This window comes from Cellulomonas chitinilytica, from assembly GCF_016862675.1.
Lineage (GTDB): Bacteria > Actinomycetota > Actinomycetes > Actinomycetales > Cellulomonadaceae > Cellulomonas > Cellulomonas chitinilytica.
The window spans coordinates 1-2,751 of sequence record NZ_BONK01000031.1; the positions used below are offsets into that span (position 1 = coordinate 1).

Consider the following 2,751-nt stretch of genomic DNA (forward strand, 5'->3'; position numbering starts at 1 on the left):
GACGCTCGACGCGGACACGCTCAAGGTCCGGCTGGACCGGCTGCTTGCGCTGCACGAGGACATCTCGGTGCTGCGGGAAAGACTGCGCGAAGTGCAGGCGCGGCAGGACCGTGGCACCTGGTCGGCGCGGGGCACCTCGTTCGCCGGCGCCTACGGCAGGTCGCTGGACACCGCCGCGGCGAATGTGGCCGAGCTGCTCGCCCAGCTGGCGTCCTACCGGGACGCACTCACCGAGTCGGGGGGCCAGTTGGTGTTGACCGACGAGCAGGTCCACGACCGGATGGCGCGGCTGGCGGCCCGGGAGGCCGGCATCGACACCCCGATGCCGACCACCACGACCCCGAGGAACGGGCACGCGTCGGGGCCCGCCGGGTACACCTACGACCCGACCACCCGCACCGGCCACGACGCGGGCACCGGCACCACCCAGGTCGCACCCTCGACGAGCACCGACTCGCCTGCGGCGGCCACGTCCGAGTCACCCGGGCAGCCTGCTGTTGCCCCGCCGTCGCAGGGAGCCGGCATCGGATGAGGCCGACGAACCTCCACCCGTCCCGCTCCACCCGACCCACCGCGCCGAGCAACCCGGTGCACCGTCCGAGGGCGCGTCGTGCCATGCGGTCGCTGGCCGTCGCCGCGGTGATGGTGCCGGTAGGCGTCGCGCTCGTCGGGGCCGGGGACCCCCAGGGCGGCCTCTGGTACTACAACGAATCCGGCATGGCGACCATCCACGAGACCACCACCGGTGAAGGCATCACCATCGCGGTCCTGGACAGCCCGCTGAACCCCGACACCCCCGACCTGGCCGGCGTGGACATCGCCACCACGGGAGCGTGCGCGGCCGAACCTGGAGGGCCGGTCCTGCCGTCGACCGCCACGGACGAGTCCGCCATGCACGGGACCGGCATCGTGGCATACATCGTCGGCACCGGTGCCGGCGTCGACGGGCAGGCAGGTGTTCTCGGCGTCGCACCCGGTGCGAAGGTCCACCACTACAACGCCACGAACTTCGTGGACGGCTGCGCCGCGTCCGAGACGGCCCTCGACGGCACATCGACGTTGATCGACGCGATCGACGACGGCGCGAACATCGTCAACATGTCCTTCGGCGGCGCGGGAGGGTCGACACACGTGCCGGTCGACGACATCCCGCGGGCGTTGGCCTCGGGGGCGATCCTGGTGGGCGCGACCCCGAACGAGGCCGGCGCGGCACTGGACCCTCCGGCCGCGTACAACGGCGTGGTCTCGGTCGCTGCGATCGGCCCGGACGGTGCGCGCTCTCCCGACGCAGCCACGGGGGAGCACCTGGGCGTGCTCGCACCTGGTGACGACATGCTCGCGCTGGGTCCGGGCGGCAGCTGGACGCAGTACGGCATGGCGAACGGGTCGTCGGGTGCGACGGCGTACACGTCGGCGGCGTTGGCGCTGGTGTGGTCGAGGTACCCGGACGCGACGTCGAACCAGATCCTGCAGTCGTTGGCCCGCAACACCGGGCCGGAGGACCACGAGCTGACCCACGACGCCGAGCACGGGTACGGGATCGTCAACGTGCGGCACATGCTCGAGCACGACCCCACGGGGTACCCCGACGAGAACCCTTTCCTGTGGGACGACCCGGGCGACTACGGACCCACCAAGCAGGACATCCTGGCTGCCGCCGAGCAGACCGGCGGGACCCCTTCGGGGACGGTCACCCCGGCCCCGAGGTTCACCGATCCCTCGGCCGACCCTGACGGCGCGTCCTCGTTGCCGTGGGTCGCGATCGGTGCCGGAGTGGTCCTGGTCGTCGCCGTGGTCGTCGTGGTGCTGCTGGTCCTGCGGCGCCGGTCCGGGCGGTCGCCCGGTGAGGCGTCATGAACGTGCGCGCCGAAGTGACGGTCCTGGTCGTGGGTGCGAATGGAGAGGGTGCGGCGTGAGCGGGAACGACGACAAGCTGCGGGCGGTTCTGGACGCGGACGTGGCCGGGATCCGGGCGGACGCGGACTCCCTGAACCAGTTGGCGAAGGACTTCGACCGGTGCGCGACCGAGCTGCGGCGCCTCATCGGCGACCTCGGCATGACCGGTGCGGCCGCGGACGCGGCCGCCGAGAGTATCGCCGGCCTGGCCGGCAAGCTGAACACGACGTCGGACTCGATCACCACGGTGACCCGTGCGGCGGGCGACGCCCGGCGTGCGGTGGAGAAGGCCCAAGAGGCGTATCACGCGCTGCCCGGCGGCGAGCTCAGCACCACCGAACGTGTCCTGATCGTCGGAGGGGGCGCCGTCGCCGGGGGTGTGCTCGGAGCGCTCGGCGGCGACGCGCTGGCCGACAAGCTGGCCGCCGACCGCGCCCGTGAGCGGGACGAGCAGGCCCAAGCGGCTCTCACCACGCTGCAGAACGGCCTCGACGCCGCCGGGGACCAGATCGGGTCGGACAGGTACGAGTTCGAACCGCTCCCCGAGCCGGTGCCTGTCCCGGACGGTGGTGGCGGCCCTGGCACCGGTGGTGGCGGCACCGGGTCGGGCAGCGGTGGCGGTGGTGGACGTGTCGGCACGGTGCCGGGTGGCCGGGGCAGCGTGCCTGCGGTGCCGACGTCCGACGTGGTGGCTCTGCCGTGGATCCCGCCTGGTGTCGGGACACCGGACGGGCCGGTGCATGGTGTCGTGCCGCCGAGCACGACCCCGCCCGGTGGTGGCATCTACCCCGAGCATCCCGGCGGCAACCCGGTGCCCGGCTCGAACCCGCACCCGGTTCCCGGCTCGAACCCGGG

At 72.9% G+C, this 2,751-nt stretch carries 2 protein-coding genes and 1 pseudogene; all 3 read left to right on the forward strand.

Translation table 11 applies throughout. From position 1 onward, the window contains the following. On the forward strand, positions 1 to 532 hold a 532-nt coding region (locus Cch01nite_RS22505; protein WP_203758758.1), incomplete at its 5' end, for a hypothetical protein. Between the two features lie 83 nt (positions 533 to 615). After that, positions 616 to 1,857, forward strand: a complete 1,242-nt coding sequence (locus Cch01nite_RS22510; RefSeq protein WP_203758759.1) for a S8 family peptidase — start codon at positions 616 to 618, stop codon at positions 1,855 to 1,857. Between the two features lie 55 nt (positions 1,858 to 1,912). Next, positions 1,913 to 2,751 (forward strand): annotated as a pseudogene (locus tag Cch01nite_RS22515) (hypothetical protein); the annotation flags it as partial.